Here is a 26,160-nt window from a genome sequence, read left to right as displayed (position 1 = left end):
TAGGCGAAGGGCGCAGCGATGGCAATCTTGGATGTGACGGTGATGGGGGCGGGCATCTTCGGGCTGTCGGTCGCCTGGGCCTGTCAGAAGCGCGGCGCGACAGTGCGGGTGGTCGATCCATTCCGGCCCGGCGCTGGGGCAAGCGGTGGAACCGTCGGCGCGCTCGCGCCGCATACGCCGGAGAACTGGAATTCGAAGAAGCAGTTCCAGTTCGAGAGCCTGATGATGGCCGAACACTTCTGGCCTGAGATTGATGCCGTATCCGGCCTTTCTTCGGGCTATGGCCGAGCCGGCCGACTGCAACCGCTCGCCGACGATGCGGCCGTGGCATTGGCGCGAACGCGTGAGGTGTCGGCGCGCGATCTCTGGCAGGGCCGTGCCGAGTGGCGCGTGGTCGCCGGCGGCGGGGACCGCTGGGCCCCAGACACCCCGACGGGCTATCTCGTCCACGACACGCTTACCGCCCGCCTTCATCCGCGTGCCGCGATCGAAAGCCTCGCCGCCGCGCTCAAGGTGAAGGGCGTGGAGTTCCGCCATGATAGCGCCCCCCATGAAGGGCGCGTCGTCTGGGCCACCGGCTATCAGGGCCTGATCGATCTGTCGCGTGAGCTATCGGTACTGGTCGGAACGGGCGTCAAAGGCCAGTCCGCGTTGCTGGCGCTCGACGCGCGCGACGTGCCGCAGATTTTCGCGGACGGTATCCATATCGTTCCACACGCGGACGGGACGGTCGGTGTCGGTTCTACCACCGAGCGCGCATTCGACCGCGCGGATACGACCGACGCTCAGCTTGATGCGGTGATCGCGCGCGCTGAGGCGGTCATGCCGGTCCTGCGCCATGCAAAGGTGATCGAGCGCTGGGCAGGTGTCCGGCCGCGCGCGAAAAGCCGGGCGCCGATCCTGGGCGAATGGCCCGGTCGTCCGGGCCATTACATTGCCAATGGCGGGTTCAAGATCGGGTTCGGCATGGCGCCGAAAGTGGCCGACGTAATGGCCGATCTGGTGTTGGAGGGGCTCAATAGGGTTCCCGACGGTTTCCGCGTCGGGGACAACCTTTAGGCCGCCGCCGCCAGCGGCGCTGCTTCGGCGCGCAGTTCGTTCATGAGCGATCCCAGGAGTTCGACCGAGTTCGCGTCGATGAGGCGGCCATTATCGTCGAAGGCCGCGTAGGATTCAGAAATCATCACTTCCGGGCCGCTCAGCAGGCGGGGGCGGAACGGGGTCAGCGCGAGCCGGAGCGCAAACTGCGCCCGCGCCCCACCGGACCGCCCGGCTGCAGCAGAGAGGATCGCAACGGGTTTGTCCTGCCATGGCTTGCCGGTACGGCTGACCCAGTCGAGCGCGTTCTTGAGGACGCCGGAGATGCCGGAATTGTATTCCGGGGTAGAGATCACGATGGCGTCGGACGCGGCGATCTGATCGGCAAGCCGCGTAACCGCTTCCGGCATTCCACGCTCTTCGACGTCACCGTCATAGAGCGGAAGGTTCAGATCGGCTTCGGTGAAATCGGCGGGGCCAAAAAGCCGGGCCGCTTCGCGGACGAGCAGGCGGTTGGTCGATCCGGCGCGCAGGGCGCCAGCGATTCCGAGAAGGCGGGGATGGGACATGATAGCTCCTGTTTCTGATTAAACGGAGATATAAGTCACCAAAAATTTGCATAAATACACATTTACGCACACACCCCGTGCGGAGGGGCTATTTCCTGAGACAGGACTGGCCGTCCGTTCTGAATACGCCCTTCGCAGAGTAGTTCCGGATGGCTGTGCGGGCGGCAAGTCCGATCAGGCAGGCCAGTTCATCTTCGCGGTCCGGATTCGGTGTGATGAGGTCCGCCCGTACGCCAAAAGCGGGGGTGCCATCTTGTGGAAGCGTATATGTGCCGGGCGACACGCCGACCGTGACCGAAACGGTATAAAGCCACGTGCGGCCCTCTGCCGTGTTCATCCATTGTCCGACATCGGATGCGGTCAGGACATTGACGACGATGTCGGCCTCGGTCCCTGTCGTCTGCCGCCACCGCTCTTTCCGCAGGGCCTTGACCAGAGGTGGCACGAGGTATTCGCCATAGCCGCTGCTATATTGCGACGACGACAGTTCGATGATGTAGCTGTTGCCGTCGAGAGGTGCGGCGGCCGCGGGGCCGGTCGCTGCAAGGGTCGCGCCAACCACGACGATCCGAGAAACGGGCGGCATCAGGATACCGCCTTTGTGAAGGTGAAGCTGGTTGGCCGGTCATACCCTTCATGCGCCGTTTCGCCGGTCTTTTCGAACCCCATCGCCTGAAACGCGGCATGGTTGCCGGTCAGTTCGACGCGCGATTGCAGGGTCAGGCGGTGCAGCCCGAGTTTCCGTGCCCTGTCAGCCGCATGACCAACAAGTTGACGGGCCAGACCCTGCCCACGGAAACTGTCCTCGACGGCCAGCTTGCCGATATAGAGGTGATTTGGTTCCGGCGTCAGGAACAGGCAGGCGATGATCCGCCCCGCATCTTCCAGAACCCAGACCTCGCCTTCGCGCGCCTGCCCGGCGATGCCCTCGGCGGTCAGCCGGTGCAGGGAGGAGGGCGGGTCGATCACGCCTTCCATGTAAGCAAAAGCCGCATGGAGAAGGCCCAGGACCGGGGCCATGTCCTCTTCTCCGGTCAGACGTCGGGGTGTGCGGTGAACCGGCAGGCCGTCGTTCAGGTGCAGCCAGGGCAGACGTTCGTTCCAGTGGACATGGCCGGTCGGGGCATAGGCCGTTGGGTCGTCCAGCGTTGCGGCATAAAGGTCGATCTCATGTGCGCGGGACGGGCTTTGATAGCCCATCGGCGTACCGCAGGCGGCACAGAAATAGCGCGTGACCCCGGGCGTGGAGTCTCGCGCGGCCGGGGGAATGCCCGCCCAGCGGAATGCCGCGTGATTGACCGCAAGAAAGCTCGTGAAGGGGGAGGCCGTCGCCCGGCGGCAGCTTTCGCAGTGGCAATGCATCTGCCAGTTGGGCGCGCCATCAAAGTCAAAGCGCACCGCGCCGCACAGGCATCTTCCGGTTCCGCCGTCCATGGTCCCCTCCGCTCACGCGATGGAAGTTGGCGCCCAAATTCAAGCTCGGTCAAGGGCGGACCGCGCCCGGTCGATCCGGACAGTACGGCCTTTGGTAAGGTGGGTTTTAACCCACCTTACTTTGAAACGGCGTCCCGATATCTTGTGGATAACCGGCCTCAAGCCGCCATATGCGGGGCTGAAGCATTGACTCGCGGCCCGGTCCGCCCAAGGATTGCAGACCCGGAGGAATCAATCAAAGGCCCGGCATTTGCGCTTCACACGGCTCAGACTGAACGGCTTCAAGAGCTTCGTCGATCCGACGGACCTGCTGATCCATGACGGGTTGACGGGTGTCGTCGGCCCGAATGGCTGCGGCAAGTCGAACCTGTTGGAAGCCCTGCGCTGGGTCATGGGCGAAAACCGCCCGACCGCGATGCGCGGTGGCGGGATGGAGGACGTGATCTTTGCCGGGGCGGCGACCCGACCGGCGCGCAACTTCGCAGAAGTGTCGATCACCATCGACAACACCGAACGGCTGGCGCCCTCGGGCTTCAACGATCAGGACGCGCTTGAGATCGTGCGTCGGATCACACGCGATGCGGGGTCGGCCTACAAAGCCAATACCAAGGAAGTGCGGGCCCGCGATGTGCAGATGCTCTTTGCCGATGCCTCTACGGGGTCGCATTCCCCGGCGCTGGTGCGGCAGGGGCAGATCGCGGAACTGATCAACGCCAAGCCGAAGAACCGTCGCCGCATTCTGGAAGAGGCGGCAGGGATTTCCGGCCTCTACCAGCGGCGGCACGAGGCCGAGCTGAAGCTGAACGGGACCGAGCAGAACCTTGCGCGCGTTGACGACGTCATCGAACAATTGGCCAACCAGTTGCAGACGCTGGCCCGGCAGGCAAGGCAGGCGGCGCGCTACCGCGAGATCGGCAATGAACTGCGCCGTGCCGAGGGTATGCTGCTTTACCGCCGCTGGCGCGAGGCGGACGAGGCGCGGGCAGCGGCCGAGGCCGGTCTGACCGAGCGCACCAAGCTTGCGGCGCAGGCCGAGGCCGCCGCGCGCACCGCCGCCAAGGCGCGCGGCGAGCGCGAGCAGGCCCTGCCGCCCCTGCGCGAGGAAGAGGCCATTGCCGCGGCGGTATTGCAGCGCCTGCAGGTCCAGCGCGACACGCTGAACGATCAGGAGGCCCGCGCGCTTCAGACCATCGAGACGCTGCAGAATCGGATCGAGCAGCTTGCCCGCGACATGGAGCGCGAGGCCGGGCTCAACCGCGATGCGGGCGAGACGATAGGGCGGCTGGAATGGGAGCAGGCGCAGATCGTCAAGGCGGCCGAGGGGCACGAGGCGCGCCTGACCGACGCGCTGGAGGCTGCGCAGGATGCCGCGCGGGTGCTTTCGGACCGCGAAACCGCGCATTCGGAACTGACCGAGGATGTGGCCCGCCTTTCGGCCCGCCACCAGTCGGCGCACCGGCTTTTGTCCGACAGCCGTTCGACGCTTGAAAAGAACGAGGCCGAGGCGGCGAAAGCCAAGCTGGCAGCGGCCGAGGCGGAGACGGCTTTGTCGCGCGCTTCGGCCGACCTGAAGGCGGCGGAGGAAGCGCAGGCGGCGGCAACCAATGGTGCAGAGGCTGCGGAGGCCGCCTTGGTCGCCGCCGACGAGGCGCGCAGCGATGCGCAGGCGCGCGAAACCGAGGCCCGCGCGACCCTGTCCGCAGCCGAAGGCGAGGCGGGGGCTCTGAAGGCCGAGGCGGCGGCGCTGCAGAAGCTCGTGGAACGTGAGGCGGCGACCGGCAAGCAGCTTCTCGACCGGGTGACCGTGAAGAAGGGCTTTGAAAAGGCGCTGGGCGCGGCACTGGCCGACGATCTGCGCGCCCCCGTCGTCGAGGCGCAGGCGCGGTCCGGCTGGGCGGTGCTGCCGGGCTATGGTCAGGCGCAGACCCTGCCCGAGGGCGTGTCGGCCCTGTCGAACCACGTGACCGTTCCCGAGGTTCTGGCCCGCCGGATCGGCCAGATCGGCCTTGTTGACAAAGCCGATGGCGCGCGGCTGCAACCGCTTCTGAAACCGGGCCAAAGGCTGGTCTCGGTCGAGGGCGATCTCTGGCGCTGGGACGGCTTCCGGGCAGGTGCCGAGGACGCACCGACCGCCGCTGCGCTTCGGCTTCAGCAGCTCAATCGCCTGACCGATCTCAAGCGCGATCTTGAGGAAGCGACGGGGCGGGCCGAAGGCGCGCGGCAGGCCCATGACCTGCTCGTCCGGCAACTGCGCGAGACGACCGAGGCCGATCGAGCCGCCCGCGAGGCGCGGCGCGACGCCGACCGGCGCATGGCCGAGGCTTCGCGCGCGCTGTCCAAAGCCGAGGCCGACCGGTCCATCGCAGGCGGTAAGCTGGAAAGCGCACGGCTGGCCGTGGCGCGGTACGAGGAAGAAGCCCTGACCGCCCGCAAGCAGCTGCGCGAGGCTGAAGGCGCGGTCAAGGCGCTGCCCGACCTCGACGCCGCCCGGGCCGAGGTCGAGGACGTCAAGATGACGGTCGAGGCGGCGCGGATGACGATGATGGCCAAACGCTCGGCCCATGACGAGATCCGCCGCGAAGGCGAGGCGCGCACCAGGCGCCGGCAGGAGATCACCAAGGAAATCTCGGGCTGGAAGCACCGGCTTGAGACAGCCGAGAAACGCTCGGCGGAACTGGCCGAGCGCAAGACCGCCTCCGAGGCGGAGTTGAAAGAGGCCTCGGCCGCCCCGGCCGAAATCGCTGCCAAGCGTGAGGAACTGACCGACGCCATCGACACCGCCGAGACCCGCCGCCGGGCCGCCGCAGACCGACTGGCCGAGGCGGAAACGATGCTGCGGCAGGCCACCGATGCCGAACGCGAGGCAGAACGCGCGGCGTCCGAAGCGCGCGAGGCCCGCGCCCGTGCCGAGGCCCGTGCCGATGCCGCCCGCGAAACCGTGGCTTATTCCGCTGAACGCATCCGGGAGGAGACCGAGAAGGAACCGGGCGAGTTGCTGCAGAGCCTCGATACCGATCCCGACCGGATGCCCACGGCCGAGGCGCTGGATAACGATGTCCATCGCCTGCGCCGCCAGCGCGACGCCTTAGGCGCGGTGAACCTGCGCGCCGAGGAAGACGCCAAAGAGGTGCAGGAAGAGCATGACAATCTGGTCATGGAAAAGGCCGACCTTGAAGAGGCGATCAAGAAGCTCCGGTCGGGCATCGCGGGGCTGAACCGCGAGGGGCGCGAGCGGCTATTGACCGCCTTCGAGCAGGTCAACAGCAACTTCCGTATGCTCTTCACCCATCTCTTCGGTGGCGGAGAGGCCAATCTGGTGCTGGTCGAAAGCGACGATCCGCTTGAAGCGGGGCTGGAGATCATGTGCCAGCCGCCGGGCAAGAAACTGGCGACCCTTTCGCTTCTGTCTGGCGGTGAACAGACGCTGACCGCGCTTGCCCTGATCTTCGCCGTCTTCCTTGCCAACCCCGCGCCGATCTGCGTTCTGGACGAGGTGGACGCGCCGCTCGACGATGCGAACGTCACACGATTCTGCGATCTTCTGGACGAAATGACGCGGCGCACCGATACAAGGTTCCTGATCATCACCCACCATGCGGTGACGATGGCGCGGATGGACCGACTCTTTGGCGTGACCATGCAGGAGCAGGGGGTCAGCCAGTTGGTCAGCGTCGATCTCAAGCGCGCCGAAGCGCTGGTCGCCTGAGGCGAACCGTTGGCGCGGGCTTTCACGTCACTGACCGGGCGCTGGCTGGGCCGCTACGAATACGACGCCGGACCCGGGCCTGTGCCCTTCGAGGCCGACCTGATCGAAGATACCGGGTTTCTGAACGGCGAGACCACAGAGGGGAATACCTTCCGGCCCGAACTGGACGGGACGCTGCATGCGGTCATCACCGGCAATCACTCCAATGGCTCGGTGCATTTCACCAAGACCTATCTTGGCTTTGAGGCAGACGACCACCCGATCTATTCGGGTCGCGCCAATGCAAATCTGACCCGGGTCGAGGGTCGCTGGTTCTTTCCCTCGCAGCCCGGCTGGGCGGGGCGTTTCGTGATGATGCGAAAGCCCGGGGCAGCGGCCGAACGCAAGGCCGGGGACAAGGCAGAGATGGAACTGAGCGATACGCGGCGCAGCTGATCGCCTGATCCGCTAACCTTCTGAAAGCGCAACGATTCGCGACGCGGTAACAGTGCCTTAAGAAAAGCGATCCATAGTCGGCGGTGACCGAACCGGCGGGATGTCTGTCATGCGTGAATTTTTCGGCCTAGCTTTGATGTTCCTTGTCCTGGCCGCAGCGGGTGCCGAAACGGGACACGCCTGGAACAAGGACATCTGCACAGGTACGGATGTTCCAGCACTGTCGTCGAAGTGCTAAGGATAATCCGGTCGCCCGCCCGATCTCACTCTTCCAGCGAGGTAACCAGCCGGTTTTCGACGAAGCGGCGCAGTACGTCAGCGCAGTCCTCCGCGATCTGTTCGTGCGGTACATCCGGGAAGGCGGCCGACAGCACCGCGGACAAATCCGTAAGGCGCATCGGCTCCTCCAGCAGGCGCCAGATTGCCAATGCACCCGAATTCAGGCTGTGAATGCCGAGGCCGGAACGATCCGTCAGGTAGTGGTGACCGTTCATGGACATTTCGGTGATGCCGCTGGCCCGCTCATAGACGCGGTCTTCGTAAAAGACCGGCTGTGCCGCTGTGAGTGTATCTTCGTCGATTTCGCGGAAGGCCAACCGTTCCGTATCTGACGCCACAGGCGGCGGACCTTGCCAGTCTGTGAAGGCCGCAGCCAGAAAGTCGGCGGCCTCTTCGGCATTGGCATAACTCAGCCGCATCGGTTTGATCACCGACAGCAGGACTTTCAGCACATTGAGAATCGTCGCTGAGTGGACCGAGCGAGCGAAATTCTGGTGAAGCAGCGCCTTCATGGCGGCGCCCTCATCCATCGGCTGCAATGCGGTAGGGGCATTCGGCCTCCGGTCAAGAATGACAATCGCGCCGAGCGGACGGGCAGTGCCGTTTGGTGGCAAAACGGGGCCCGTCAGATACTTGTACCGACTGTTGGCGGGGCCGGGGTCGGCCCCGACCCAATCGCGGAACCCTGCGCTGAAATCCTTGGGCAGCGGCAGGCGAAGGCGCGGGCAGATGCCGTTGGCATGGCCCATGAGGATGCCATCATCGCCCAGACGAACCGGAACGAAATCGTCTGAAAATATCGGGTAGCCGCGCCGGGCGAGGCAGGCCGTCAGCGTGCTCTTGCCCGCGCGCCGCACATTCGGAACGATCACCAGCCGTCCGGCCATCTCGATCGCCGCAGCATGAAGGCACATCAGCCACTGGCCCGACCGGAGCATTTCCCACGACAGTTCCACGATCATGTCGCAGACGGCGTCGATGGCGTCATAGACCCGGGTTTTGCCACCAGATGACAGGCAGACGCTGGAATAGCGGCCACGCGATGCGGGCGAGATTATCGCAATCGGCTCTTCAGCATCTGCCGATGGCATTGTCGCAAAGGGCCAATGGGGCAGGATGGTCCGGATCGGCTGCAGCAACTCTTCGCAACCGTTCAGCCGAACCGGCGCTGACAATCCGTCAAATATGAGATCGATAGACCGGCTCACCTGTCTTCCATCGACTTGTGATCCATCAGGAAAAGGACCCGCCCGAAGCATTACCGCTCCGGTCGGGTCTCATGCAACCTGCCTGCGTTGGTCGGGATTAAGCACCGCAGCCGGCGTCGTCGTCACCCGGACCGGAGCAGGTGCTCGCACCGGTCGTCCCGCTCGAATTGCTCTCGCTGCCGCTCGCGCCGGTTGTCCCGTGCGATCCGCCGGATCCGCTGGCGCCGGAGTTCCCGCTGGATCCGGAGTTCCCGCTGGATCCCGAATTGCCGGACCCGCCACCGGACCCGCCGCCCGATGAACCCGAGCCTTTGGCTTCGGCCTTGCTGAGCGTCGTGAAGGCCGGAATCGTGTAAGCGCCAAGTGCAAGTGCCCCGAGGCGGGTCAGCGCCTTGCGCCGTGAGAAAGTGGTGGTGTCGCTGCTCATGTCGGTCTCCTTGTGCAATCTGATTGTGCTGCGATGCACGATGGGACCAGATTACTGACGGTGCGGCGGGTAGGGGAACGGACCAAGGTCGGACGGATTGTCGGACCTCGGTTCAGGCCTTGGCTCCGCCGAAAGTCGTCAGCCTCGTCCCCGGTAGGGCTGTACGCCCTGGTCGGGTATCCAGACGCCTTCCGGCGGCGTGCCCGTCTGCCAGAAGACATCAATCGGGATGCCGCCGCGCGGATACCAGTAGGCACCAATCCGGAGCCATTCGGGATCGAGCAAGGCCACCAGCTTCTTGCCGATGTCGATCGTGCAATCCTCGTGGAACGCGCCGTGGTTGCGGAAGGAAAAGAGATAGAGCTTGAGGCTCTTGCTCTCGACCAGCCAGTCGCGCGGCACATAGTCGATGACGATATGGGCAAAGTCGGGCTGCCCCGTCATCGGGCAGAGCGAGGTGAATTCCGGCGCGGTGAACCGCACGACATACTTGGTGCCGGAATGACCGGCGGGCACACGCTCCAGCACCGCCTCTTCCGGCGACGCGGGTTGGTTGGTGTCCTGACCGAGCTGCGTCAGGCCGGAAACGTCGGTCTTGGGCATGTCATTCCCCTTGGGCAGTTGTGCTTCTGCCCTGTCAGAGCGGTGGAGCGGCGTCAAGCCTGTCACATCAGGCGACGAATAAGGCCCGCCGGGTCTTCATGTCGGCCTTCAGCACATCGCGGAAGGCCCGGACCTTGGCGCCGGGCCAGACATCGGGATGGGCCACCATCCAGACATCCATGTAAGGTTGCGGCGGCAAAAGCGGCACCTGCATCAGCCCGGGCAATGAGCGCCCGAGGAACATCGGCATCCGCACCACGCCAAGCCCGGCCTGCGCGGCGCCCGCCATCGCGATCATGTCGTCAAAGCGGTATTGGACCCGGCTTGACGGATAGGCTTCGCGGGCGGCTTTTGGCACGTCGTCATGCGTCTCGTAGAGGATCCAGTCGATGGGCGCGCCCGGGTCTTTCGCGATCCGCTCAGCCCAGCCGGGGCTCGCGAAACTCGCCGAATGTTGTTCTGCAAGCCGCAGGCCGGTCAGCGTGTCCCCCGGCGTCCGGCTGATCCTGATGCCAAGATCAGCTTCGCGCCGCGACAGGTCGAGGATATCGTTCGTCGCCCGTACCTTGAGGTCTACCTTTGGATAAAGCCCCCGGAACTGCGCGAGCGCCGCGGGCAGCACATATGCGATCAGGAGTTGCGGGGCGGTGATGGTGAGCGCGCCTTCCAGTGTGCCGTCCCGCCCGGCAAGCCTGCGCATCAGGTCATGTTCGCGCACCTCCATCTCGCCCGCATGGGCGGCGACAAGCATCGCGGCATCTGTTGGCACGTAGCCGTCCTTCAGGCGTTCAAAGAGTGTTGTCCCCAGCGCCGCCTCGGCCCGTGCGATCCTTCGGGCAACGGTCGTGTAATTGAGCCTGAGTGCGGCACCGGCCGCCGCCAGCGACCCGTGCCGCACGAGCGCCATCACTGTTTTCAGATCATCCCAAGCCGCATCCTTCATGCATGCGTTATCGCATGTATAACCTGCAATATCACGCGTTTTCGCATCTCTGGCGCGGCCGTACATTCCCCCTGCAACCGAGAAAGGAACCGCCATGATCTACGCCGTTGTCCGACTGACCATCACCGACCCAGACACGTTCGCATCCTATGCCAGCAAGGCTGGACCTGCACTGGCCAAATGGGGCGCGAAGCCCGAAGCGATGACGACAGAGCCGACGCGGCTCGAAGGCGATGCGGCGCTTCCGGGCAGGGTCGTGCTTCTATCTTTTCCCGACCGCGATGCGGCTTTGGGTTGGATCAACGACCCCGAACTGGCCGAGGTGCACGCCCTACGCCAAAAGGCGGGTGACAGCGAGATCGTGCTGATCGGATGATCCAATGAAAAAGCCCCGCCCTTTTTGGAGGCGGGGCCGCATTGACTTCGTCGCCTTTGGCTCAGAGAGCTTTCTTCAGCGCCTCGGCAAGGTCGGTCTTTTCCCACGAGAACCCGCCATCCGCATCCGGCGCGCGGCCGAAATGGCCATAGGCCGCCGTGCGCTGATAGATCGGCTTGTTGAGGCCGAGATGGGTGCGGATACCGCGCGGGGTGAGGTCCATCGCCTGCGCCACGGCGCGTTCGATCGCGGCCTCGTCAACCTCGCCAGTGCCGTGGGTGTCAACATAGATCGACAGAGGCTTGGCCACACCGATCGCATAGGACAGTTGCAGCGTGCAGCGTTTCGCCAGCCCCGCCGCCACGACGTTCTTGGCAAGGTACCGCGCGGCATAGGCCGCCGAGCGGTCGACCTTGGTCGGGTCCTTGCCGGAAAACGCGCCGCCGCCATGGGGGGCCGCCCCGCCATAAGTGTCGACGATGATCTTGCGCCCCGTCAGGCCCGCATCCCCGTCCGGGCCGCCGATGACGAACTTGCCGGTCGGATTGACGTGCCATTCGGTGGCTGCGGTCAGCCAGCCCTCCGGCAGAACTTCGCGGATATAGGACTCCACCAGCGCCCGCACATCACCCGAGGACATCGTCGCGTCGAGATGCTGGGTCGAAAGCACGAGCGAGGTCACCTCGACCGGCTTGCCATTCTCATAGCGGATCGAAAGCTGCGACTTGGCATCGGGGCCAAGCTTCGGCTCGGTGCCGTTCTTGCGAACCTCGGCCAGACGGCGAAGCATCGCGTGTGAATAGAGGATCGGCGCGGGCATAAGCTCTGGCGTCTCATCGACGGCATAGCCGAACATGATGCCCTGATCGCCTGCACCTTCATCCTTGTTGCCGCTGGCATCGACGCCCTGCGCGATATCGGCGGATTGCGCATGCAGATAGCTGTCGACCTTCAGGTTGGCCCAGTGAAAGCCATCCTGCTCATAGCCGATATCCCTGACGCATTCGCGGGCAATATCCTCGACCCGTTCAATGACGGAACCGGGGCCGCGCACCTCGCCGCCGATGACGACGCGGTCGGTGGTGGCAAAGGTTTCACAGGCGACGCGGGATTGCGGATCTTCAGCAAGAAATGCATCGAGGACGGCATCGGAAATCCGGTCACAAACCTTGTCCGGATGGCCTTCCGAAACGCTTTCGGAGGTAAAAACGTAATTCTGTCGGGACATGAAGTGCTCCATTGGGGTTATCCCCGTCACGCCAGGAAGCCGTTGTGACGGTTCGTCGAGCCTGACTATCCCCGCCATGCCGTGCGGTCAATCGGATTGTCGGCGGCGAAGGGTAATCAGACCCAAAAGGCCCAGACCGACCAGGATTGTTGCCGGAAGGTCACCGGTTCGGGAGTAAAGCGTGGGTGCCAGGGCTGGTGGAACAGCAGTATCCAGAACACCTTCTGTGTTCAGGGGCAGGCTGTCGAGGATGCGTCCCTTAGCGTCAATAACCGCTGTCACCCCGGTATTGGCAGAACGCAAGAGCGGCAGCCCCTGTTCGATGGCCCGAAGCCGCGCCTGTGCCAGATGCTGGTAGGGCCCGACGATATTGCCGAACCAGCTGTCATTGGTGATCTGCAGAATCCAGTCGGGCCGATCGCCCTTCACCCGCAGGTCCTGCGGAAAGACCGCCTCGTAACAGATCAGAGGCAACACCCGCCCCGCCTTGCCGAGATCAAGCACGACCGGGCCCTGACCGGGGCTGTAGCCGTTGCCCTGCTGCGCCGCAAAAGCGGCGATGCCAAACGCCGCCATCACGTCGCCGAAGGGGATGTATTCACCGAAGGGGACGAGGTGCCATTTGTCGTAGACGGCAGTGACACGCGCCTCACCGTCGATTGCGGCAAGGCTGTTGAAAAAGCGCAAGCCCTCTTCGCGCTGGATGCCGAACGCGACCGGCACGCCGCCCGAACGCTCTGCCAAGGCGGTAAAGAATTCCCCCGAATCCGACAGCAGGAACGGCACCGCCGTTTCCGGCCAGACGATGAGGTCGAGCGGTGTGTTCGCAGGCTGGGCGGTCTGGTCCATTTGCCGGTCAAGGAAGATGCGCCACATATCGCCGCGCCATTTGAGGTGCTGGGCGGCATTGGGCTGGATCAGGCGGACCTGAATTGCAGGGTCGCGCGGTGTTTCGGGCGCTGCCAGCCGCGCAGCGCCGGAGGCCCAGACGGCTGCCAGACCTGCGATGGACAACAGGGTAAGGCCCGCGCGTTTTCCGTTGGTCACCGCCAGAACCGGCAGCGCCGCGGCAAAGGCAGTCAGCGCCGAAAGCCCGACCGGCCCGACAAAGGCCGCGGCCTGCGAGACCGGCGTGCCGATCCAGATATGGCCGACAAGCGCCCAGGGAAACCCGGTGAAAATATAGCCGCGCAGCAGATCGGTCGCGGCCAGGCCGAATGCGAAGCCGAGAGCGCGGAGGCCGGGGCTGCGACCCATCGTGCCGATGCCAGCCGCCAGCGCCCAGAAAAGCGCCATGCCGAAGGCCATGAAGAAAAGCGCGAACGGCGCCATCCAGCCATAGGTCTTCGCATCAACGAAGAACGGTTCCACGATCCAGAAGAGGCCCGCCGCGAAATATCCCGCCCCGGCGATCCAGCCGAGCCAGACCGCCTGCGCCGCCCGCCGTTCGACCGCGATCAGGCGGATGAGAAGCGTGAGCGCGGGAAGCGCCAGCCACCAGAGCGACCAGGGCGCCTGCCCGAGCGCCATGACCGCGCCGAGAAGGGCGGAAAGCGCAAGGCGCAGGCCATCGGGCCGGTTTTCGCGCCGGAAAAAGGCCAGTGGGCGAAGCTTCACGGTCAGGCTGCGGCCTGTGGCAGGCGTACCCGCAACCGCTTGATGCGGCGGGGATCGGCATCGACGATTTCGAACTCCGCGCCGCTTTCATGCCGGATCACTTCGCCGCGCGCGGGCACCCTGCCCACCAGCATGAAGACGAGCCCGCCAAGCGTGTCTATTTCTTCACCCTCTTCCTCAGCCGCGAGTTTCATACCGATCTCGGCTTCGAATTCATCGAGCGGTGCACGGGACTGGACGATGTACTGCCCCGGTTTTTCCTCGTGCCAGAGCCCGTCTTCGGAGGTGTCGTGTTCGTCCTCAATTTCTCCGATGACGGTTTCGATGAGATCCTCGATCGTCACCAGCCCATCGACGCCACCGTATTCGTCGATGACGAGGGCCATGTGAATCCGTCCGGACTGCATCTTCTGCAAAAGGACGCCGATCGGCATCGAGGGCGGCGCATAAAGCAGCGGGCGCAGCATCTTGCGTAACGAGAAACGTGGCTTCGGGTCGCTGAAGGCCTGTTCCAGCGCCAGGTCCTTCAGGTGGATGAGTCCCAGCGGGCTGTCGAGAGTGCCCTTGAAGACCGGCAGACGGGAAAAGCCGCTTTCGCGGAAATTCGTCACCAGTTCGTCCATCGTGGCGTTTACGGGCACTGCGACGATCTCGGCCTTTGGTATCGCCACATCCTCCACCCGCATACGGCGCAGGTTTCCGATGCCCGGGAGGGGCGCGCCAATACTGCGCTCGCCGACCTCCTCGTGCGGCTTCGCCTGCTCGTCGGTATTTACCTCGGCGGGAGAGAAAGCGTCGATGATGCGACCGAAAAAGCCGCGCTGTTCGCTACTGTCTGAGGGGTCGGGCGCGTCCTGCGCCATCATAGACCCGTCTGCGGATTCGCCCATTTTTCCTTTCCAAATCACCCGGCCCATGCGGCACCGGTTCACTCATATGGGTTGGCTATACCCATTTTTACAAGAATTCGTGTCTCAGTCGACTCCATCAAGGCGGCATCCCGCTCTCTTACATGGTCATAGCCGAGTAAATGCAACACTCCGTGAACGATGAGATGCGTGACGTGATCTGCCACGGGCTTGCCCTGCTCCTCTGCCTCTCGGGTGCAGGTCTCCCACGCGATGGCGATATCGCCGAGTTCTTCGGGCATCTCCGCATCGCCGGGTTCCACCGGATCGGGGCTGCCGCCGTCCTCTTCGGCGCCGCGTTCCTCCGTCGGCCAAGAGAGCACGTTGGTCGGCTGAGGCTTGCCCCGGAAATCTGCGTTCAGCGTGGCGATGCGGGCATCGTCACAGCCCAGAAGGCTGATCTCGAACCCCTGTCCCGGCATGCCCAACTCGGCCAGAACTCCGCGCGCGGCGCGATCGGCAAGCGCCGGCAGGCCAAATGCCCCCCAGCGGTCGTCCTCAATCATCGTATCAACCAGTGACTCCATCCTCGGCGTCATAGGCTTCGATGATGCGGGCCACAAGCGGGTGTCGCACCACGTCTTTCGCGGTGAAGTAGTTGAAGCTGATGCCCTTGACGTCCTTCAGGATACGTTCGGCATCCGTCAGGCCCGAATTGGTGCCGCGCGGGAGGTCGACCTGCGTCCGGTCGCCGGTAATCACCATGCGGCTGCCCTCACCCAGACGCGTCAGAAACATCTTCATCTGCATGGTGGTGGCGTTCTGCGCCTCGTCCAGCACCACGAAGGCATTGGCCAGCGTCCGGCCGCGCATGAAGGCCAGCGGTGCGATCTCGATCCGTTTTTCTTCCAGCAGCTTCAACACCTGCTTGGCGGGCAGGAAATCGTTCAGAGCGTCGTAGAGCGGCTGCATGTAGGGATCGACCTTTTCCTTCATGTCGCCGGGCAGGAAACCCAGCCGCTCGCCCGCCTCGACGGCGGGACGCGACAGGATGATCCGGTCGACATGGCCGCCGATCAGCATGGTGACGCCGACGGCGACGGCCAGATAGGTCTTGCCGGTGCCCGCCGGGCCGATGCCAAAGGCAAGTTCGTTGGAAAAGAGGTTCTTTACATAGGCCTTCTGCGCCTCGGTACGCGGTTCGACCTGTTTCTTGCGGGTGCGGATTTCGTAGCGCCCGCCCGCGAACATCTCCAGTTGTTCGTCAAGGCTGGTCGGCTCTGCTTTCGTGCCCTCGCCCATGCGGATCACGGCGTCAATCTCGCCCGCGTCGATGGGGCGGCCCGCTTCCAGCTTGCCATAAAGGGTTTGCAGAACCGCCGCCGCCTGGCCTCGCGCCTCAGCCGATCCCACAACGGCGACCTGATTGCCGCGGCGCAGGATATGGACCCCTAACTGATGCTCGATCTGTGCAAGATTGCGGTCAAACTCACCACACAAATCTATCAGAAGCCGGTTGTCGGGAAATTCCAGGAGGGTTTCGTGCAGATCCTCTGGACGCGGCGGCGGGGTCAAGGCGCTGATGCCCAAGCAAATCTCCTTTTCTGCGGCAGGCCTGACCGGATGGTGCCTGTGGATTGTGTTCAAAGCAAGCCACACCAACCAAAATTTGTGCCTACGTAAAGAAATCCTGCGGATGTTACAGAGGTGTGACGGGTAACGCCGAAAATTGCGTCAGGCGATATCCCCGGCCAGCGAATTCGGCGCGCTCTTGGTGATCCGGACCTTCGCGATCTGGCCCGGTTTTGCGTCGGTTTGAACATGGACCGCATGCAGGTAGTCGGACTTGCCGACCATCTGACCGGGCAGGCGCCCGGGCTTTTCGAAAAGCACCGAAACCTCTCGCCCGATCATCGCCTTCTGCGCCGCGCGCTGCTGTTCGGTGATCAGCGCCTGAAGGGCCTGAAGCCGCGCATCGGCAACCTCCGCCGCGACCGGCGTTTTTTCGGCCGCAGGCGTACCGGGACGGGCGGAGTATTTGAATGAATAGGCCATTCCGTAGTTGACGGCGCGGATCAGGTCCATCGTCGCGTCAAAATCGGCGTCGGTCTCTCCCGGGAAACCAACGATGAAATCGCCTGACATCATCATGTCGGGCCGCACGGCGCGGATGCGTTCGATCAGGCGGAGATAGTCCTCGGCAGTGTGTTTGCGGTTCATCGCCTTGAGGATGCGGTCAGACCCGGACTGCACCGGCAGGTGCAGATAGGGCATCAGCTTCGGCTCTTCGCTGTGGGCGGCGATCAGGTCGTCACCCATGTCATTTGGGTGCGAGGTCGTGTAGCGGATGCGCTCCAGTCCGTCGATCTTCGCCAGTTCCCGCACCAGCCGCGCGAGCGTCCAGTCGCCGTCCGACCCGGCCCCGTGATAGGCATTGACGTTCTGGCCCAGTAGCGTGATCTCGCGCACGCCCTTTTCCACAAGACCGCGCGCCTCTTTCATGATCCGCTCGGCGGGGCGGGAGACTTCGGAGCCCCGGGTGTAGGGCACGACACAGAAGGCGCAGAATTTGTCACAACCCTCCTGAACGGTCAGGAAGGCGGTCGGGCGCACCGATGCCTTCGGACGGTCCGGCAGATGGTCGAACTTGTCTTCCTCGGGAAAGTCCGTATCTACCGTCTTCTGGCCCGCCTCGGCGGCCTTCGCCATGGCAGGCAGGCGGTGATAGCTTTGCGGTCCCACCACCAGATCGACCAAAGGCATGCGCTTCAGGATTTCCTCGCCCTCGGCCTGCGCCACGCAGCCAGCGACGCCGATCTTCAGGTCAGGTTTGGCAAGTTTCAGCGGGCGCAGACGGCCAAGGTCGGAATAGACCTTTTCGGCGGCCTTTTCACGGATATGGCAGGTGTTTAGCAGCACCATATCCGCCTCTTCCGCCACCTCCGTCGTGACATAGCCTTCGGCCCCCATGGCCTCGGCCATGCGCTCGCTGTCGTAGACGTTCATCTGACAGCCATAGGTCTTGATGAATAGCTTCTTCGGGGCGGACATGGCGATACCTTGGGCCGGGACCTGCGGTTCCTAGCGCAAACCGGCCCGGCAGGCAATCGGGCGACAGGTGCTTGCATTCAGACGGTGCTTACCCGAATCTGCGCAGGCTTTCGGACCGCACGGAATGGACTATGCAGTTTTCCTCGCTCAATGCTCTTCTCGCTGATGGTCAGGCCCTGATCGCCAAAGGTCCGGTCGCGCTGATATTTGCTGAGGACCCGGTGGAGATCGCCTCGACCGTCCTTCACCATGTCGGAGCGCGGTTTCGCGAGGTCATCGTGTTTCTGCCCGAGGATTTCACCATTCCCGATGAGGTCGAAACCCTTGCGCATTGGGTACGGTATCACACGCTGGCCCGGCACGCCGTGCCGGATGCCGTGAATGCGATCATCGCGAAGGCGCCTGCCGGGACGTGGTTTTACTACTGCTACAATGCCGAATACCTGTTCTTCCCGTTCTGCGAACATCGCAGCATCGGTGAGTTGCTGGCCTTTCACACCGAGGAACGGCGAGAGGCGATGCTGGCCTATGTCGTCGACCTCTATGCACCTGACCTTGACCGTTTCCCGAATGCCGTGAGCCGCGATGAAGCGATGCTGGACCGGTCGGGCTATTACGCACTGGCGCGGAAAGACCCGGCGACGGGGCATCCCATGGAGCGGCAACTGGATTTCTTCGGCGGACTCAGGTGGCGGTTCGAGGAACATATCCCGGCTGATCGCCGCAAGATTGGCCGCACCGCATTGTTCCGGAGCGCGCCGGGGGTGAAGCTGCAGGACGACCACAGGTTTAATATCGAGGAGATGAATACCTACTCCTGTCCCTGGCATCACAACCTGACGGCCGCGATCGCGTCCTTCCGCACGGCGAAGGCGCTGAAAACCAACCCGGGTTCGATGTTCGATATCTGGACCTTCAACTGGCACAATTCGGCGAAGTTCGACTGGCATTCGCAGCAGTTGATGGATTTGGGTCTGATGGAGCCGGGCCAGTGGTTCTGAGTACCACTAGTGTTGAATAATGTGGGTTTAAGCGCTTCGCCGTGTCACGACCGGCGCAGCCGGATCACCACATCGACACGCGCAAGCTCTGCCCCTTCTGGCAACTTCGGCAACCGGGCGATTTCCAGATCTTCGACCGGGGCATCGACCAGCCGCCCTTCCTCTTCCCAGAAGAAATGCGGGTGATCGTCAAGTCTTGTGTCGAAATAGCTGCGCGATCCGTCGACCGAGATTTCGTGGATCAGCCCTGCCTCGCAGAATGCGCGGAGCGTGTTGTAGACGGTCGCGAGCGAAACCGGCTCGCCGCTTTCACCGGCGGCGGCATGCAGGCTTTCCGCCGTGACATGCCGGTCCTGGCCGTCGCCGACCAGCAGTGCTGCCAGCGAAACCCGCTGCCGCGTCGGCCTCAGCCCGGCCCGCGCCAGCCAGCGTGTTCCGCGTTTTACCGCCTGCATCTCGATCCCGTCCATTGGGCGCCCTTCGTTTTGCAATAGGATATATAGGCTGTACCGCCTGAACTTTTCAATCATAATTACCCCATGCGCCCGCGGGCCGGTGCCCTTGCCCTGCTGTTGGGACGGGTGGTAGAGGGGTCATAACAACAAGCGGTTTGGGGGACAGGTACGATGGCCGGATTTCCGACGAGTTTCGACAAGGAAGGGTTGCTGAAATGCGCCCGGGGCGAGCTTTTTGGCCCCGGCAATGCCCAGCTTCCGGCGCCGCCCATGTTGATGATGGACCGGATCACAGATATCTCGGAAGACCGGGGCGAGCATGGCAAGGGCCATGTCGTCGCCGAGTTCGACATCACCCCAGATCTCTGGTTCTTCGACTGCCATTTCCCGGGCAACCCGATCATGCCCGGCTGCCTCGGGCTCGACGGGCTCTGGCAGTTGACCGGCTTCAACCTCGGCTGGCGCGGCTGGCAGGGGCGGGGTTATGCGTTGGGCGTGGGCGAGGTCAAGCTGACCGGCATGGTGCGGCCGGACCGGAAGATGCTGACCTACTACGTTGATTTTACCAAGGCAGTGCAGACCCGCCGCCTTACAATGGGCGTTGCGGATGGACGGGTCGAGGCGGATGGCGAGACCATCTATCTCGTCAAGGACATGAAGGTTGCGTTGAGCGAGGCGTAGCGTCTGCCTGATCGGGTGGGGCAGTTAGCGGCCCGCCATGGCCACACGGGTTTTTCGCACCTGCCGCGCGATTTCACCGATGTGGCGTCCGTCGGTGCCACAACAGCCGCCCCAGACATGGATATGCGGGAAACGACGGGCTAGATCGGCCAACTGCCCGCCAAGTTCTTCGGGATCTCCGTCTTCGAGATGGCCGAGCTTACAAAGCGACAGCGTATCCATCGCCACGGCGTTCGGCATGAAGCCGCCAAGCCGCCCGGTCCAGTCGCCGGGCGTCAGCGCCGGTTCGAACTCTAACGGATGGGTGCAGTTGATCATGTAATAGGCGGGCGCAATGCCGGTCGCCGCATCCACGCGCGTGATCGCCTCTTCCAGCGTTTCGCCACCTGACAGCTTTCCGCCGAGCTTCACGAAGAATGAGATAACGACGGGCATGTCAGCCGCCTTTGCCGCGCGGCTGATTCCGATTGCCTCTTCGACACTCGACAGGGTGAGCGCACTGATCTGGTCCGCACCGGCTTTCTTGAACGTCAAAATCTGTTCGGAATGATAATCCTCGGATTCCGCCGCTTCCGGCGTCCGTCCGACATCATAGGCATCGCCGCGCGGCCCGATGACGCCGCCTACGGTCATCGGCGTTTCGGGGCTGCCGTATTCACGGACGAAATCCTTGTAGAATTCAATCCCGCGGATGTTGATCTCTTCCAACCCCTCGCGGGAATAGCCGATCAGTTCTCCCCAGTCGCGACTTGCCCGGTAGTGAAGGCCCTCGTTGATCACGCCAAACCCATTTTCAACCGCCGCTTCGACAAGCTTGCGATGATAGTCCGTCAGGCAGGCAAGGCCGCGCTTGTCGTCGAGCAGTTCAAAGAGGCAGAAGTGCCGAAGTTTGAAACCATCGACATATTGCAGCCAGGTCTCAATGCCGCCGCCACAGGTCATGTCCATACCGTTCATTTGCGGAAGCGTTTGCCCGTTCGACATCTGATTTCCCCCTTTTCCCACACCAAAAACTAGCGAAACGGGCGGGATTTGTCATCCTGATCGCCGCCAGCAACAATATCTCTAACGGCTTGCCCCTTTCCCCCTCCTATCCTAGACAGGCAGAAACGGGATCAAGGAGGCCGCATGCGCCGCGTCGTCATCACCGGGATCGGAATCGTCTCTCCCATAGGCAACAATGCCGCCGAGGTCGAAGCCAGCTTGCGGGCCGGAAAGTCCGGCATCGTCTTCGCCCCGGAATACGCCGAACATGGCTTCCGCAGCCAGGTTCACGGCATGCCGCAGATCGTGTTGGAAGATCATATCGACAAGCGCAACCTGCGTTTCATGGGACCGGGCGCGGCCTATAACTTCCTGGCCATGGAACAGGCCATCGCCGATAGCGGGCTTGAGGAAAGCGACGTTTCGAACGAACGGTCGGGGCTGGTGATGGGCTCGGGCGGGCCGTCGACATCGAACTTCTTTCAGGCTCATCAGATCGTCATCGAAAAGGGCAGCCCGAAGCGGATGGGCCCCTTCATGGTCACGCGCTGCATGTCGTCGACGAACTCCGCCTGTCTGGCGACGCCGTTCAAGATCAAAGGCGTGAACTATTCGATCACCTCGGCCTGCTCGACCTCGGCCCATTGCATCGGCAACGGCACCGAACTCATTCAGATGGGCAAGCAGGACATCGTCTTTGCCGGTGGCGGCGAGGAGCTGGACTGGACGCTCTCGTGCCTCTTCGACGCAATGGGGGCGATGTCGTCCAAGTACAACGACGCGCCTGAAACCGCGTCCCGCGCCTTCGACGCGACCCGCGACGGCTTCGTGATCGGCGGCGGCGGCGGGGTCGTGGTGCTGGAGGAACTTGAGCACGCCAAGGCGCGCGGCGCGAAAATCTACGCGGAAGTTACCGGCTATGGCGCGACCTCGGACGGGCACGACATGGTGGCCCCGTCCGGCGAAGGTGGCGAACGCTCCATGCGGCTGGCTGTGGCGACGCTGCCGAAGGACCGTAAGATCAGCTACATCAATGCCCATGGCACCTCGACGCCCGCAGGTGATGTGACCGAAGTGAAGGCGATCCGCCGGGTCTTCGGCGAGGGGAGCGTGCCGCCGATTTCCTCGACGAAATCGCTGACCGGCCATTCGCTGGGCGCGACTGGCGTTCATGAGGCGATCTATTCCCTTCTGATGCTGGGCGGCAATTTCATCACCGCCTCGGCCAACGTGACCCAGCTCGATCCCGAACTCAAGCCGGAAGAGATCTGCACCGAATACCGCGAGGGTGTGGAGCTTGATTCCGTCCTGTCGAACAGCTTCGGTTTCGGCGGCACCAACGCCACGCTCGTGATGAGCAAGTATCAGGGGTAACCACCCATGGCAGATCTCATGAAGGGCAAGCGCGGCCTCGTGATGGGCGTCGCGAATGAACGCTCCATCGCCTGGGGCATTGCCTCGGCACTTGCCGCCGAAGGCGCCGAACTGGCCTTTTCCTATCAGGGCGAGGCCTTCGGCAAACGGGTTGAGCCGCTGGCCGCTTCCGTCGGATCGGATTTCCTCGTCGATGTTGATGTGACGGATGATGCGAGCCTCGAGGCCTGCTTCGGCAAGCTGAAGGACCGCTGGGGGACGATGGACTTCCTCGTCCATGCCATCGCCTATTCCGACAAGAACGAGCTGACGGGAAGGTTCATCAATACGAGCCGCGCGAACTTTAAGCATTCGCTCGACATCTCGTGCTTTTCATTCATTGACGTGGCCCGGCGCGCATCCGACCTGATGCCCGAGGGCGGGTCGCTGATCACGCTGACCTATGGCGGGTCGAACCGGGTGACGCCGAACTACAACGTGATGGGCGTCGCCAAGGCGGCGCTTGAAAGCTCGGTGCGCTATCTCGCCAATGACCTTGGGCCCCAGAAGATCCGCGTCAACGCGGTGTCACCCGGTCCGATGAAGACGTTGGCCGGGGCTGCCATCGGCGGCGCGCGGGCGACCTTCCGGCACACAGAGGAAAACGCACCCCTGCGTTCCAATGCCACGCTCGCATCGGTCGGTGGTACGGCGGTCTATCTGTGCTCTGACTACGGCGCCTTCACGACCGGAGAGATCATCCGCGTCGATGGCGGCTTCCACGTCCTTGGCATGCCTCAGCAGGAAAACCTCTGAGCGCAAGCGACCAGCGATGGTCTAGCGCATCTGCCGGTCCGTTTGTTCGGTTTTTTTGATGCCGCCTGTCGTCTAAGTCTCACACGGTGCGCACGGCTTGAAGTCATTGTCGGGTGCGACTTATTCCCGGACGGTCAGAGCATCGGCATTCGGACCCGAGAACCAGTCGCGAAGCGCGTCGAGGAACGCCGTGACAACCCGGCGCGGTCTACCGTCGACATATCCGGCCATCAGCATCAGGCCCGGCGCTGCCGGGCTGAGCGGAACGGCGGTCAGTTCGTCGCCGCCATAGCTGACCGTCGTCCGGGGCCGCATGTTCAATACCGCCAGACCTACCCCCGCACCGACAAGGCTTCGGACCATTTCGGTCGTGCTGGCCGTTGCAACGATGCGCGGCGTGACATTCGCCGCCTCGAACAACCGTCGCGTATAGGCCCCGGCCAACGGCAGGTCGAGCAGGACAAGGTCCGCGCCTTCGAGATCTTTCAGGGATGCATGATCGCGCAGGGTGAACGCGTGCCCTGCAGGGGCCAGCAGGTAGGGTGGAACCTCGATCAGCACTTCCGTCGCGATGCCCACGCGAACCTCGCCTCCTGCGAAAACGATGACATCAAGCGTTCCGTCCAGTAGCCCGGCCTGCGCACTGTCATTGTCGCAGTCGCGGAAATGCGCCGTCAGGCCGGGATGAGCGGCCAGAAGCGGCTGTACGATCCCGGGCAGGAAGGCTGGTGCAACCGGGGCATAGTAACCGATGCGCAACTCGCCCGTGAGCGCGGAACCTAGCGCGTGACCCTCGGACATAACCGCCTGATAGTCCTCCAAAAGCGCCCTGATGCGATCCGCCAGAAGCCGCCCCGCTGTGGTCGGCGTAACGCCGCGTGCACGGGTCCGGGTTACAAGAGTCGTGGCGAACTCTGCCTCCACCTTGTCGATGGCGGTCGCCACGGCCGAGGACGCGACATTCAGAGCGGCCGCCGCAGCCGCAATTGAGCCATGATCCACCGCAGCCAGATAGGCGCGCATAAGGCGAAGAGACAGGCGCAGATCGCCGTGCATGTTTGCATCTCTGATTTTTAGACTAAAATGACAGATTAAATCTGTTTTTCAAGAAAAGACGGTTGCGTCATCCTTGCCCGATCAGGAGGAACCGCCATGACCAACCACAACGACACAACCGGCCCGGCGCTGAAAGGCTGGCACCATATCCCGGAAGTGCCGATCCAGGCGTCACCTTTTTTTTCGTGGCCACCTGATCCTGTGCGGATGGTTCACTGGCTGGCTGTACGCTGGCTCGCATTCGCCGAAAACGCGATTTTGGTCGGTATCGCTTTGGTGTCATGGGCGTGGTTCCAGCCCTCTCTGGAGGTAACCCAGACGCTCGCGCCCGGCTGGATAATTGGGATCTGGCTGAGAAACCTCATTCTGATGACACTGGTCGCGGGCGGTCTGCACCTGTTCTTCTTCACCTTCCGCAAGCAGGGGGACCGGCTGAAATATGACCCGCGCGACCTTGCGCGCGAAGGGCGGCAATTCACCCTTGGCGGGCAGGTGCGCGACAACATGTTCTGGACTCTGACGAGCGGCGTCGGGTTCTGGACCGGCTATGAGGTCCTGATGTTCTGGGCGATGGGCAATGGCTGGGCGCCGGTCCTGACATGGGGGGCGCATCCGGTCTGGTTCGTGGCTCTGTTCCTGCTGACGCCATTCTGGATTTCGCTCCATTTCTATTGGGTGCATAGGGCGCTGCACTGGGGGCCGCTTTACCGGCTGGCCCATGCGCTTCATCACCGCAATGTCAATGTCGGCCCGTGGTCGGGCCTGTCGATGCATCCTGTGGAGCATCTGATCTTCTTCTCAAGCGTGCTGATCCATTTCGTCATTCCGGCCCATCCACTGCACATCCTCTTTCACATGCAGCACCAGTCTCTGACCGCAGCGACGTCCCATACCGGGTTCGAGAACCTTTTGGTGAAGGACCGCAAACGACTTGCCCTCGGCACCTTCCACCACCAGATGCATCACCGCTATTTCGAGGTGAATTACGGCAATCTGGAAATGCCCTGGGACAAGTGGTTCGGATCGTTTCACGACGGCACGGCAGAGGCGCATGAACGGATGAAGGACCGCCGCAAGCGGATCGGGCGGTGACTACTTGAGAGAATAAAGTTCATCCGGGCGCAGGCCGAGTTCCAGAGCGATCTTAATGCAGACGCCCAGCACCATGATCGCCAAAAGGATGCGCAACTGTTCGGCCTTCAGCTTCGCGCCGATCCCCGCGCCGATCTGGGCGCCGACGACCCCGCCGACCAGCAGAAGCACGGCAAGTACCATGTCGACGCTGTAATTCGTCGTCGCATGCATCATCGCGGTGAAGCCTGAGACGAAGATGATCTGGAAAAGCGAGGTGCCGACAACGACCTTGGTCGGCATGTTGAGGATATAGATCATGGCGGGCACCATGATGAAGCCACCGCCGACGCCCATGATCGCGGCCAGAAAGCCCACCAAGGCGCCGACTGCCAGAGGTGGGATCACCGAGATGTAAAGGCCGGAGGTGCGGAACTTCATCTTGAAGGGCAGGGCTGTGACCCAGCCTCGTTGCCGCCGCGTGACGACCGGGCGCGAGGCGTCGCGCGCCCGCAGGATCGCCCGCAGGCTTTCGACGAACATCAGGGCGCCGATGCCGCCGAGGAAGATGACGTAGAAGAGCCGGATAAGAAGCTCCACCTGACCCAAAGCCTTGAGGTAGTTGAAAACCACCATCCCGAGGCCGGATCCGATTATGCCGCCACCCAGAAGTATCCAGCCCATGCGGAAATCCACTGTCCGGCGGCGGATATGGGCGAGGATCGCCGAGACGGAGGAGGCGACGATCTGGTTGGCCGAGGTCGCCACGGCGACTGCGGGCGGTACGCCGATGAAGAAAAGCAGCGGCGTGATCAGGAACCCGCCGCCGACCCCGAACATGCCCGACATCACGCCAACACCTCCGCCGATCAGCAAGAGGAGGAAGACGTTGACCGATACTTCGGCGATGGGCAGGTAGAGGTGCATTGGGTTGCCACGCTGGCCGGGTTATGCCGCAGCGTCATGCATTCCATTGCTGCC

The 26,160-nt window shown here is 63.3% G+C and carries 26 protein-coding genes and 1 riboswitch; of the genes, 10 read left to right on the top strand and 16 right to left on the bottom strand.

The window, feature by feature from the left end; genetic code table 11:
- Positions 1-18 precede the first annotated feature (18 nt).
- Positions 19-1,059: an NAD(P)/FAD-dependent oxidoreductase gene (locus tag QKW60_RS18165; protein ID WP_282370774.1), complete on the top strand. Its 1,041-nt coding sequence runs from the start codon at positions 19-21 to the stop codon at positions 1,057-1,059.
- On the opposite strand, the gene QKW60_RS18160 is transcribed toward QKW60_RS18165, so the two are convergent.
- The 3 genes from QKW60_RS18160 to QKW60_RS21055 all read right to left on the bottom strand — a co-directional run bounded on the left by QKW60_RS18160 (position 1,056) and on the right by QKW60_RS21055 (position 3,041).
- Entirely contained in the window at positions 1,056-1,607 is a 552-nt protein-coding gene (locus tag QKW60_RS18160) for an NADPH-dependent FMN reductase (protein WP_282370773.1), read from the bottom strand. The two genes, QKW60_RS18165 and QKW60_RS18160, sit on opposite strands and share 4 nt — an antisense overlap.
- An 88-nt stretch (positions 1,608-1,695) precedes the next feature.
- The gene (locus tag QKW60_RS18155) at positions 1,696-2,193 is read right to left on the bottom strand and encodes a hypothetical protein (protein WP_282370772.1); all 498 of its coding nucleotides are present in this window, start codon (positions 2,191-2,193) and stop codon (positions 1,696-1,698) included.
- Positions 2,193-3,041: a GNAT family N-acetyltransferase gene (locus QKW60_RS21055; RefSeq protein ID WP_419762701.1), complete on the bottom strand. Its 849-nt coding sequence runs from the start codon at positions 3,039-3,041 to the stop codon at positions 2,193-2,195. Before QKW60_RS21055 ends, QKW60_RS18155 begins: the two co-directional genes overlap by 1 nt.
- A gap of 250 nt (positions 3,042-3,291) precedes the next feature.
- Between QKW60_RS21055 and smc the strand changes: the two genes are divergently transcribed.
- Both smc and QKW60_RS18135 read left to right on the top strand, forming a co-directional pair.
- The gene (smc, locus tag QKW60_RS18140; RefSeq protein WP_282370771.1) at positions 3,292-6,747 is read left to right on the top strand and encodes a chromosome segregation protein SMC; all 3,456 of its coding nucleotides are present in this window, start codon (positions 3,292-3,294) and stop codon (positions 6,745-6,747) included.
- A gap of 9 nt (positions 6,748-6,756) precedes the next feature.
- On the top strand, positions 6,757-7,182 hold the full coding sequence (locus QKW60_RS18135) for a hypothetical protein (protein ID WP_282370770.1): 426 nt from the start codon (positions 6,757-6,759) through the stop codon (positions 7,180-7,182).
- 263 nt (positions 7,183-7,445) lie between these two features.
- Here the strand turns inward: QKW60_RS18135 and QKW60_RS18130 are convergent, their stop codons facing one another.
- Entirely contained in the window at positions 7,446-8,669 is a 1,224-nt protein-coding gene (locus tag QKW60_RS18130) for a PqqD family peptide modification chaperone (RefSeq protein WP_282370769.1), read from the bottom strand.
- A gap of 140 nt (positions 8,670-8,809) precedes the next feature.
- Between QKW60_RS18130 and QKW60_RS18125 the strand changes: the two genes are divergently transcribed.
- Positions 8,810-9,025 carry a hypothetical protein gene (locus tag QKW60_RS18125; protein WP_282370768.1) on the top strand — a complete coding sequence of 72 codons (216 nt, stop codon included), beginning with the start codon at positions 8,810-8,812 and terminating at the stop codon, positions 9,023-9,025.
- A 209-nt stretch (positions 9,026-9,234) separates the two neighbouring features.
- On the opposite strand, the gene queF is transcribed toward QKW60_RS18125, so the two are convergent.
- Entirely contained in the window at positions 9,235-9,699 is a 465-nt protein-coding gene (gene queF / locus QKW60_RS18120; RefSeq protein ID WP_282370767.1) for a preQ(1) synthase, read from the bottom strand.
- Positions 9,700-9,766: 67 nt separating this feature from the next.
- Entirely contained in the window at positions 9,767-10,642 is an 876-nt protein-coding gene (locus QKW60_RS18115) for a LysR family transcriptional regulator (protein ID WP_282370766.1), read from the bottom strand.
- 94 nt (positions 10,643-10,736) lie between these two features.
- Here QKW60_RS18115 and QKW60_RS18110 point away from each other — a divergent pair, with 94 nt between their 5' ends.
- Positions 10,737-11,018 carry a DUF1330 domain-containing protein gene (locus tag QKW60_RS18110; RefSeq protein ID WP_263739277.1) on the top strand — a complete coding sequence of 94 codons (282 nt, stop codon included), beginning with the start codon at positions 10,737-10,739 and terminating at the stop codon, positions 11,016-11,018.
- Positions 11,019-11,079: 61 nt separating this feature from the next.
- Here QKW60_RS18110 and metK read toward each other — a convergent pair whose 3' ends face one another.
- The 6 genes from metK to miaB all read right to left on the bottom strand — a co-directional run bounded on the left by metK (position 11,080) and on the right by miaB (position 17,762).
- Complete coding sequence (metK, locus tag QKW60_RS18105) at positions 11,080-12,246, bottom strand: methionine adenosyltransferase (protein ID WP_282370765.1); 1,167 nt, start codon at positions 12,244-12,246, stop codon at positions 11,080-11,082.
- Between the two features lie 4 nt (positions 12,247-12,250).
- Positions 12,251-12,300, bottom strand: a riboswitch (SAM-SAH riboswitch).
- A 33-nt stretch (positions 12,301-12,333) separates the two neighbouring features.
- A complete protein-coding gene (lnt, locus tag QKW60_RS18100) occupies positions 12,334-13,776 on the bottom strand; it encodes an apolipoprotein N-acyltransferase (RefSeq protein ID WP_419762703.1) in 1,443 nt (480 codons plus the stop codon).
- An 89-nt stretch (positions 13,777-13,865) separates the two neighbouring features.
- Positions 13,866-14,753: a hemolysin family protein gene (locus tag QKW60_RS18095; RefSeq protein ID WP_282370763.1), complete on the bottom strand. Its 888-nt coding sequence runs from the start codon at positions 14,751-14,753 to the stop codon at positions 13,866-13,868.
- 38 nt (positions 14,754-14,791) lie between these two features.
- On the bottom strand, positions 14,792-15,298 hold the full coding sequence (gene ybeY, locus QKW60_RS18090) for an rRNA maturation RNase YbeY (protein ID WP_282370762.1): 507 nt from the start codon (positions 15,296-15,298) through the stop codon (positions 14,792-14,794).
- Positions 15,282-16,301, bottom strand: a complete 1,020-nt coding sequence (locus QKW60_RS18085; RefSeq protein WP_282370760.1) for a PhoH family protein — start codon at positions 16,299-16,301, stop codon at positions 15,282-15,284. Before QKW60_RS18085 ends, ybeY begins: the two co-directional genes overlap by 17 nt.
- Before the next feature lie 144 nt (positions 16,302-16,445).
- Complete coding sequence (miaB, locus tag QKW60_RS18080; RefSeq protein WP_282370759.1) at positions 16,446-17,762, bottom strand: tRNA (N6-isopentenyl adenosine(37)-C2)-methylthiotransferase MiaB; 1,317 nt, start codon at positions 17,760-17,762, stop codon at positions 16,446-16,448.
- Positions 17,763-17,893: 131 nt separating this feature from the next.
- Between miaB and QKW60_RS18075 the strand changes: the two genes are divergently transcribed.
- The gene (locus tag QKW60_RS18075; protein WP_282370758.1) at positions 17,894-18,763 is read left to right on the top strand and encodes a glycosyltransferase family protein; all 870 of its coding nucleotides are present in this window, start codon (positions 17,894-17,896) and stop codon (positions 18,761-18,763) included.
- A gap of 44 nt (positions 18,764-18,807) precedes the next feature.
- Here QKW60_RS18075 and irrA read toward each other — a convergent pair whose 3' ends face one another.
- Positions 18,808-19,233, bottom strand: coding sequence for an iron response transcriptional regulator IrrA (gene irrA, locus QKW60_RS18070; protein WP_282370756.1), 426 nt, complete (start codon positions 19,231-19,233; stop codon positions 18,808-18,810).
- Positions 19,234-19,389: 156 nt separating this feature from the next.
- Between irrA and fabA the strand changes: the two genes are divergently transcribed.
- On the top strand, positions 19,390-19,899 hold the full coding sequence (fabA, locus tag QKW60_RS18065; protein WP_263741203.1) for a bifunctional 3-hydroxydecanoyl-ACP dehydratase/trans-2-decenoyl-ACP isomerase: 510 nt from the start codon (positions 19,390-19,392) through the stop codon (positions 19,897-19,899).
- A gap of 24 nt (positions 19,900-19,923) precedes the next feature.
- On the opposite strand, the gene QKW60_RS18060 is transcribed toward fabA, so the two are convergent.
- Positions 19,924-20,883 (bottom strand): homocysteine S-methyltransferase family protein, encoded by a 960-nt coding sequence (locus QKW60_RS18060; RefSeq protein ID WP_282370753.1) that lies wholly within the window; start codon positions 20,881-20,883, stop codon positions 19,924-19,926.
- A gap of 144 nt (positions 20,884-21,027) precedes the next feature.
- On the opposite strand from QKW60_RS18060, the gene fabB reads away from it, so the two are divergent.
- Both fabB and QKW60_RS18050 read left to right on the top strand, forming a co-directional pair.
- Positions 21,028-22,257 carry a beta-ketoacyl-ACP synthase I gene (gene fabB / locus QKW60_RS18055; RefSeq protein ID WP_282370751.1) on the top strand — a complete coding sequence of 410 codons (1,230 nt, stop codon included), beginning with the start codon at positions 21,028-21,030 and terminating at the stop codon, positions 22,255-22,257.
- 6 nt (positions 22,258-22,263) lie between these two features.
- Positions 22,264-23,052, top strand: coding sequence for an enoyl-ACP reductase FabI (locus QKW60_RS18050; RefSeq protein ID WP_263741207.1), 789 nt, complete (start codon positions 22,264-22,266; stop codon positions 23,050-23,052).
- Positions 23,053-23,172: 120 nt separating this feature from the next.
- Here the strand turns inward: QKW60_RS18050 and QKW60_RS18045 are convergent, their stop codons facing one another.
- Entirely contained in the window at positions 23,173-24,108 is a 936-nt protein-coding gene (locus QKW60_RS18045) for a LysR substrate-binding domain-containing protein (protein ID WP_282370750.1), read from the bottom strand.
- Positions 24,109-24,204: 96 nt separating this feature from the next.
- On the opposite strand from QKW60_RS18045, the gene QKW60_RS18040 reads away from it, so the two are divergent.
- Complete coding sequence (locus QKW60_RS18040; protein ID WP_282370748.1) at positions 24,205-25,200, top strand: sterol desaturase family protein; 996 nt, start codon at positions 24,205-24,207, stop codon at positions 25,198-25,200.
- Here the strand turns inward: QKW60_RS18040 and QKW60_RS18035 are convergent, their stop codons facing one another.
- Entirely contained in the window at positions 25,201-26,106 is a 906-nt protein-coding gene (locus QKW60_RS18035; protein WP_282370747.1) for a sulfite exporter TauE/SafE family protein, read from the bottom strand.
- Between the last annotated feature and the right edge of the window lie 54 nt (positions 26,107-26,160).

The sequence above is a fragment of the Albidovulum aestuarii genome, from assembly GCF_029961185.1.
GTDB lineage: Bacteria > Pseudomonadota > Alphaproteobacteria > Rhodobacterales > Rhodobacteraceae > Albidovulum > Albidovulum aestuarii.
Note: the sequence above shows the minus strand (reverse complement) of the source record. Positions and strands in the feature narration are given on the sequence as shown.